We start from the raw sequence: 6,930 nt of genomic DNA, 5'->3' as shown, positions 1-6,930 counted from the left end.
GCCGCTCTCTCGCGGCGACATATACTATCCTAACATCTTCACGGAAGTTTGTCAACAAAAAAATAAAAAAATATTTCCGTTCTCAATAAAACCATTCATACTCATTGAAATCACGGGCGAAGCAGATGATTGCTTCGCCCGAAAAAATCCGGAATCCTCGCCATCATTCCCTTTCTACCGCTGTGGTGGCCACCTCCAATTCTTTTTGCAATTGATCATGATATTTCTTCATCTCATCCTCTGTCCAGCCAAACTCATCTTTCATCATTTGAAGCACGGAGTCTTTCCATTGATGCACCCAATCAATTTGGAACAACAGACTGCCGGTCCTGCGAATGAAAAAATCGGCAGGAGTCGCAACAGACTCTTCCAAAATCCCGTATTTGAGCATCCCGTAAACTTCCGGAGCCAATTGGTACCGGGAAGCCGCCTCTTTTCCTTTCTCCACATAACGATAAACCTGATCCACGTTGCTGCCATATCGTTGAACAAGTTCTTCCGCCGCCTGAGCAGATAAACCGATCGCTTCCCCGGCTTTTTTCTTCGCTTCCAAAAAGGCTTGCCATTGATCGGAACCGCCGACCTCCCCACCGGAAATGCGGATGCGGTCGGTATGGCAGGGTTTCAGCTGATAACCCTCTTCTTCCGTCAATTCCTTCGCCACCAAATCAACGGTTCTTTCCGCCATTTTCCGGTAACCGGTCAATTTCCCCCCCGCGATGGTGATCAATCCGGACGGGGAACGGAAAATCTCATCTTTTCGCGAAATCTCCGAAGGAGACTTTCCTTCTTCATGAATCAACGGACGGATCCCCGCCCAACTGGATTCGACATCATCTTTTGTCAGCCGGATGTCGGGAAACATGAAGTTGGCTGCATTCAAAAGGTAATCCCTGTCTTCTTCCGTCACCCGCGGATGGGCCAAATCGCCGGAATAATCCGTGTCAGTTGTGCCAATGTATGTTTTCCCGTCCCGCGGAATGGCAAATACCATTCTCCCGTCCGGGGTGTCAAAGTAAACAGCTTGCCGCAACGGGAACCGTCCCTGATCCACCACCAGGTGAACCCCTTTGGTCCAATGCAGGGTTTTCCCTTTTTTGGACCCGTCTTTTTCACGAATTTCATCGCACCACGGTCCGGTTGCGTTGACAATTTTTTTAGCGTAAATTTGATAAATTTCCCCATTCAACAAATCCCGCACTTGAACGCCGGCCAACTTCCCGTCTTGATACAGCAATTCCTCGGCTTTCATGTAGTTGAAAGCATCCACCCCGTATTCGACGGCTTTTTTCAAAACTTCCAAGGTCAGGCGCGCATCATCGGTCCGGTACTCCACATAATAGGCGCTTCCCTTTAATCCTTCTTTTCGCAGCAAGGGTTCTTTTTCCAGCGTTTCTTCCCGGTTCAACATTTGCCGGCGCTCACTCTTTTTCACCCCCGCCAGATAATCGTAAAGCCAAATCCCGATGGAGCTGGCCAGTTTTCCGTATGTCCCGCCTTGGATGACCGGCAGCAACATCCACTCGGGCCGGGTCACATGCGGACCATTTTCATAAACAATCGCCCGCTCTCTCCCCACCTCTTTCACCAGACGGACTTCCAATTGCTTCAAATACCGCAATCCTCCGTGCACCAATTTGGTGGAACGGCTCGATGTCCCTGCCGCAAAATCCTGCATCTCGATCAAGACGGTGTTCAAACCGCGGGTTTTTGCATCCAACGCAATGCCCGCGCCGGTAATCCCCCCGCCGATCACCAAAAGATCTATTTCCCGGGAAAGGACATCCTTGATTTTTTGTTCCCGGTTCAACACAGAAAAAGCTCCGCTCACGGTGATTTCCTCCTTTTTAAAAAAATAACAGCCGTAAAAACCCCTGTGCCCGATACGGCAAAGGAGTTTCAAGGCTGTTCTCCAGATCTCATCCGTTTATTAACTTATATCCAAATTAATCCGCTGTTTTAAATGCTCGGGTTGCTTCAACCGCTTTTCTCCAATTATTATACCACCGGGTCCGTGTTTTGTCATCCATATTGGATTGGAACGCACGATCGATCACCCAATTTTCGTCAATTTCCTTCTTGCTTTTCCAAAAACCGACAGAAAGACCCGCCAAGTAAGCCGCTCCCAAAGCTGTGGTTTCAAGGACAAGCGGTCTTTCGACAGGAACATCCAACAGATCGCTTTGGAACTGCATCAAAAAGTTATTGACGGAAGCCCCGCCGTCCACACGAAGTTTTTTCAGCCGGATTTGCGCATCTTCTTCCATGACATTGAGCACATCTTTGGTTTGGTAAGCCAACGACTCCAGCGTGGCCCTGACAAAATGTGCACGGGTCGTTCCCCTTGTCAGTCCGAAGACAGCTCCCCGGGCATCGGAATCCCAGTAAGGCGTTCCCAACCCCACAAATGCCGGAACCACATAAACCCCTCCGGTCGAATCCACTTCTTTGGCCATGGCTTCGCTTTCTCCGGCATCATCGATCAGCTTTAATCCGTCCCGCAGCCATTGGATGGCGGATCCGGAAACAAAAATACTTCCTTCCAGCGCGTACTCCACTTTGCCGTCCAAACCCCAGGCAATCGTGGTCAGCAGCCCGTGATTGGATGACACGGCATTTTCTCCCGTGTGCATCAGCATGAAGCAACCGGTTCCATAAGTGTTTTTGGCCATTCCCGGTTCAAAACAAGCCTGTCCGAAGAGGGCGGCCTGTTGATCCCCGGCGATACCGGATACAGGCACTTCTTCCCCAAAGAACAAGGATTTTTCCGTCACCGTATACACTTCCGAAGAGGAACGCACTTCCGGCAGCATCTTCTCCGGAATGTCCAAAATGGAAAGCAAATCCGGATCCCATTTTAAATCATAAATATTGTACATCAATGTCCGGGAAGCATTGGAATAATCGGTTACATGCGCCCGTCCGCCTGACAACTTCCAGACCAGCCAGGTGTCAATGGTGCCAAACAGCAAGTCTCCTCTTTCCGCTTTTTCCCGTGCCCCTTCGACATGATCCAAAATCCACTTGACCTTGGTCCCGGAAAAGTAAGGATCAATGAGAAGACCGGTTTTCTTCCGGAATAAGTCGGCATATCCTTTTTGATTCAATTCCTCGCAGATGGAAGCCGTTTGCCTCGATTGCCATACGATCGCCGGGTAGACCGGATTTCCCGTCTTTTTGTCCCAGACCACCGTCGTTTCCCGCTGGTTGGTGATGCCGATGGCGGCAATCTCTGAAGCGGACACGGAGGATTTCGCCAACAGTTCGGCAATCACGCTTTGGACCGAGCTCCAGATCTCCATGGCGTCATGTTCCACCCAGCCGGGATGAGGAAAATATTGTTGGAATTCTTTTTGCGCCATGTGAACCATTTTGCCTTGCCGGTCAAACAAAATCGCCCGTGAACTGGTTGTTCCCTGATCGATCGCCAATACATATTTTTTCGTCACTTTCCAATCACCTCATTTAAACGCTAAAACAGAATCTGATAAGTCCATGCGGCAACGATTCCGCCAATCACCGGTCCGACGACCGGCACCCACGCATATCCCCAATTGGAATCCCCTTTTCCGGGAATCGGCAAAAGAAAATGGGCAAGACGGGGACCCAAATCACGAGCCGGGTTAATCGCATAACCCGTGGCCCCTCCGAGAGAAATCCCGATCGCCACAATCAAAAAACCGACAATCAGGTTTTTTAATCCGTCGGCAAACGCCATTCCTTCCGCGCCCATCACCAGCAAAATAAAAACCAAGAAAAATGTCCCAATCATCTCACTAATCAAATTAAAAAATAAATTCGGAATGGCCGGGGCCGTGGAAAAAACAGACAACTTTGCAGCAGGGTCATCCGTTTGTTCCCAATGCGGATAATAGAAAAGCCAGACAATCACCGCTCCCAAAAAGGCACCGATCATCTGGGCCGCGATATATGACGGAACCTGGCTCCAAAGAAACTTGCCGGCCACGGCCAAGCTGATGGTCAATGCCGGATTCAAATGGGCACCGCTGATGTCTCCTGCCACATAAGCTCCCAACATCACCGCAAAACCCCATCCAAACACAATGACAATCCAACCGGAGCCATGGGAAAACGTTTTCTTCAAATTGACTCCGGCGCACACCCCTCCTCCAAAAACAATCAGGATCATGGTTCCAATGAGTTCAGCCGTAAACGGTGTCATCCAATCCATACGCTCCTTTTCCCCGAGATGCCAAAAAAACAAAAAGAATCACTAAAAACCTTTTTCCACAACCGTTAGAAAAAAGGACGTCGTGATTCTCCCTGTCTCATCACTGGTATGCCTGATTAACTTTTTATTCACGAAAACGATTTCATACTTATTATAAATTAATGTTTTTTATAAATCAATTTCTTTTTAATTAATTTTATTCCATATCTTTTGTTCAGAGGTCGTGATCGCAACGGCTCCGGCCTGTAATGCCTCCCGGGCTTCCTCAACGGTCCGGATCAATCCCCCGGCCAGAATCGGTACGTTGGTATTGTCGGAAATTTCCCGGATGATATGGGGGATGATTCCGGGCAAGACTTCAATGTAATCCGGCTGGAACGATTGAATCAGCCGGTAGCTGGTGTTTAATGCATGCGAATCCAACAGAAAAATGCGTTGAATCGCGATCAACGATCTTTTTTTGGCCATTTGGATCACCGGCGTCCGCGTGGAGATCAATCCGGCCGGTTTGACTTTTTGGCACAGATATTCCGCGCCGTATTCATCACTTCTCAACCCCTGAACCAGATCAACATGCAACAGCACTTTCTTTTGATGGCGCCGTGCCAGTTTCATTAAAGCCGTCAGCTGAGCGATGTGGCTGTTTAACAGAATGACATATTCAAAGTCGGTTTCCATCAGCTTTTCAAATTCCTTGATATTATTGGCTGCCGGCAATATTTTCTGATTGTTGAAATGCTCCATGCTTGACACCTTCTTGTTTCAAATTGTTCTTCATAAACGCTCAAACCGAAACGGGCTCCAGGGTTTCAAAAAATCGAGCAAAAACAACTCTTGTTCCTCAATCCGGCCCACCACATTGGTCCGGCCGTCATTTTTCATCGGTTTTAAGGCGATTTGCAGCTCTCCTTTGTATTGGCCGTAATGATCGTTGTCAATCAAAATATCCCCCCGGCGGATTTCCCGGGTGTTGTGCGGGGGAAAAGAGGCATGTTTATATTTTACACGACTTCCGGTGGAACGGATCATGTATTCGGAAACATCGCCCCGGTATACATGGGGTTCCTCCAACACAATTTTTCTCTCCAAAGGCGTGGCACCCTCACACATGTTCACCGTAAACGCCGGGATTTCCGGAGTGATTTGGCTGAGCTTTTTCAACTCTTCTTCCGACGCATAAGCATTGCCGATGATCACGTCATCAATCCACCCGGTCATAAAAAGGTGTTTGGCTTGAATTTCGACCGGCAGTTCCCGGTGCATTTCCAAGGTGCACAATCCTTCCGCAATCTCTCTCGGCCCCAGGGTGGCGCTTTGTGAACTGACAAAGGCAGCCGTCGGGATCCCCAAGGCTTTAAAAGCGGAACTGGTCCGGGCGAAATGATCATAGGACAACCCGGTATAACGATGAGGATAAAAATTGTGGCAACCGGTCAATTGTTCTTTGTTGGGTTGGTAACTGAGAATCTGGTCAATGGACCGGGTTCCCTGGCTCATGTTGATCTCGATCTTGATGCCGTACGGATTATAAGTCATCATGGCCTCTTCCTGCCCGGAAAAGCCCAGGTCCAGCCGGATTCCGGCCACCCCCCAGTCATGAAATAAAGACAAATCATCCGCCCGGACCCCGAGGTTGGCAAACACGCGCGGATTGACATCGATATACACTTCCATTCCCAGCCGTTTCGCATACGCAATCGTTTGTTTCAATTGTTCCTGCTTGGCACCGTCTTGCTCATTCAGCGAAATGAAACACGTAAACACCCGGGAAAATCCGTATTTGGCCGCCATCTCCAAATAAGCACGGTCTTTTTCAAACGTGGTGCGTCCGGGATATAAAGAAATCCCCAATCGTTTCAATGATTTCCCCACCTTTTATGCTTTCAGTTTTTTGATGATCCGGATCATCCGTTCAATCAATTTTTGCTCACTCATCGCCGTCATCAAATGGTCCTGCGCATGAATCAATAATAACGTTTTTTCCTTCAAGTCTCCATTCAGTTCCGCCTGAATCAGCTTGGTTTGCAATTGATGCGCAACTGCCAACTCTTTATCCGCCTCTTGAATCAACTTCTCCGCTCTTTCAAAATCGAAATCTTCTGCCGCTTCCAGCGACTCAAAAGCAAGTCCGCGTGCGTTTCCCGCGTGCAATATGATTTCAAAAATTTCTTGTTCCAATTTACAATAACTCCTTTTTAATCATTTCGATCACACTCGGGGCTCCCATTGGCGTATATCCCGTGGAAGGAATGAGTTGCACCTTTTTATTGAGCTTTTTGCCGATATTGGAAAGCGAAACAAACCGGTGTCGGATTTGCGGGGCAACCAAGGCCATGTCATAATCGGGCAATTCATTTTCCAGCTCATGGGCACCGATCGCTTTCAAGGTGAGCGGCAACCCTTGTTTTTCCGCTTCCAACTGAATCGCTTTCAAAACAATCGCGCTGGACATGCCTCCTGCGCACACAATCAACACTTTCATTCCGAATCCTCTCCTTTTAACGGCACAAAATAACCTCTTTTTTCCAGTTCATCACCTTATTTACCTTTAATCTACTAGAATTGATAAAAAAAGTCTATTCATATATTTTACAAATTATTTCATATAATTTTGTCTGCAGAGACCGCCATCCCGGCCCCCGCCGCCCATGTCAATGAGAACAACCACCTCCTTTTGACAAAATGCGGTTTTAAAAATAAAAAAGAAAAAATATTCTGATATATATATGTTATAATAT

The 6,930-nt window shown here is 48.0% G+C and carries 6 protein-coding genes and 1 pseudogene; all 7 read right to left on the bottom strand.

What is annotated here, in order from left to right; genetic code table 11:
* Window positions 1–163: 163 nt before the first annotated feature.
* A complete protein-coding gene (locus tag H1R82_RS13760) occupies window positions 164–1,831 on the bottom strand; it encodes a glycerol-3-phosphate dehydrogenase/oxidase (RefSeq protein ID WP_181730690.1) in 1,668 nt (555 codons plus the stop codon).
* Between the two features lie 115 nt (window positions 1,832–1,946).
* Window positions 1,947–3,449, bottom strand: a complete 1,503-nt coding sequence (gene glpK, locus H1R82_RS13755) for a glycerol kinase GlpK (RefSeq protein ID WP_181730691.1) — start codon at window positions 3,447–3,449, stop codon at window positions 1,947–1,949.
* Between the two features lie 26 nt (window positions 3,450–3,475).
* Window positions 3,476–4,183 (bottom strand): annotated as a pseudogene (locus H1R82_RS13750) (MIP/aquaporin family protein); the annotation flags it as partial.
* A gap of 195 nt (window positions 4,184–4,378) precedes the next feature.
* Entirely contained in the window at window positions 4,379–4,936 is a 558-nt protein-coding gene (locus H1R82_RS13745) for a glycerol-3-phosphate responsive antiterminator (RefSeq protein WP_037997090.1), read from the bottom strand.
* Window positions 4,937–4,966: 30 nt separating this feature from the next.
* Window positions 4,967–6,052: a DUF871 domain-containing protein gene (locus tag H1R82_RS13740; RefSeq protein ID WP_181730692.1), complete on the bottom strand. Its 1,086-nt coding sequence runs from the start codon at window positions 6,050–6,052 to the stop codon at window positions 4,967–4,969.
* Between the two features lie 15 nt (window positions 6,053–6,067).
* Complete coding sequence (locus H1R82_RS13735; protein ID WP_181730693.1) at window positions 6,068–6,370, bottom strand: PTS lactose/cellobiose transporter subunit IIA; 303 nt, start codon at window positions 6,368–6,370, stop codon at window positions 6,068–6,070.
* Between the two features lies 1 nt (window position 6,371).
* Window positions 6,372–6,674, bottom strand: coding sequence for a PTS sugar transporter subunit IIB (locus H1R82_RS13730; RefSeq protein WP_181730694.1), 303 nt, complete (start codon window positions 6,672–6,674; stop codon window positions 6,372–6,374).
* Between the last annotated feature and the right edge of the window lie 256 nt (window positions 6,675–6,930).

The organism is Thermoactinomyces intermedius, assembly GCF_013912365.1.
Lineage (GTDB): Bacteria > Bacillota > Bacilli > Thermoactinomycetales > Thermoactinomycetaceae > Thermoactinomyces > Thermoactinomyces intermedius.
The sequence above is the reverse complement of the archived record's forward strand: the minus strand, read 5'-3'. Positions and strand labels throughout refer to the sequence as shown.